The 324-nt window shown below is 35.2% G+C and carries 1 pseudogene; it reads left to right on the plus strand.

From position 1 onward, the window contains the following. Positions 1-31 precede the first annotated feature (31 nt). A pseudogene (locus C1G53_RS00255) lies at positions 32-324 on the plus strand (recombinase RecF); the annotation flags it as partial.

Consider the following 324-nt stretch of genomic DNA (forward strand, 5'->3'; position numbering starts at 1 on the left):
TAGAGACTTCTTTTTAACATTCTCACCATCTATGAACTGTTTAATTGGAGGGAGAGGTACAGGGAAAAGTACACTAATAGATATGTTACAATTTGTACTTTCTCAGGATTGCGACAAGCAGAGTAAATTAGAATTCCTATGTAACCATGCAAATGCTTTTGTACTCTATGTTTTAGAGGATGCTGAATATATCATTGAGGTTAGTTTGCCAGATGTCTTGCAGGAAAATAGGGACAATATCTTACAATATTATGGGCAAAATCGTGAGAATAGGTATGGATATCCTTATAACTACAATTCTGACTCTATCAAAGAGTGGACACG

It is taken from the genome of Streptococcus suis (genome assembly GCF_002960445.1).
Classification (GTDB): domain Bacteria; phylum Bacillota; class Bacilli; order Lactobacillales; family Streptococcaceae; genus Streptococcus; species Streptococcus hyiners.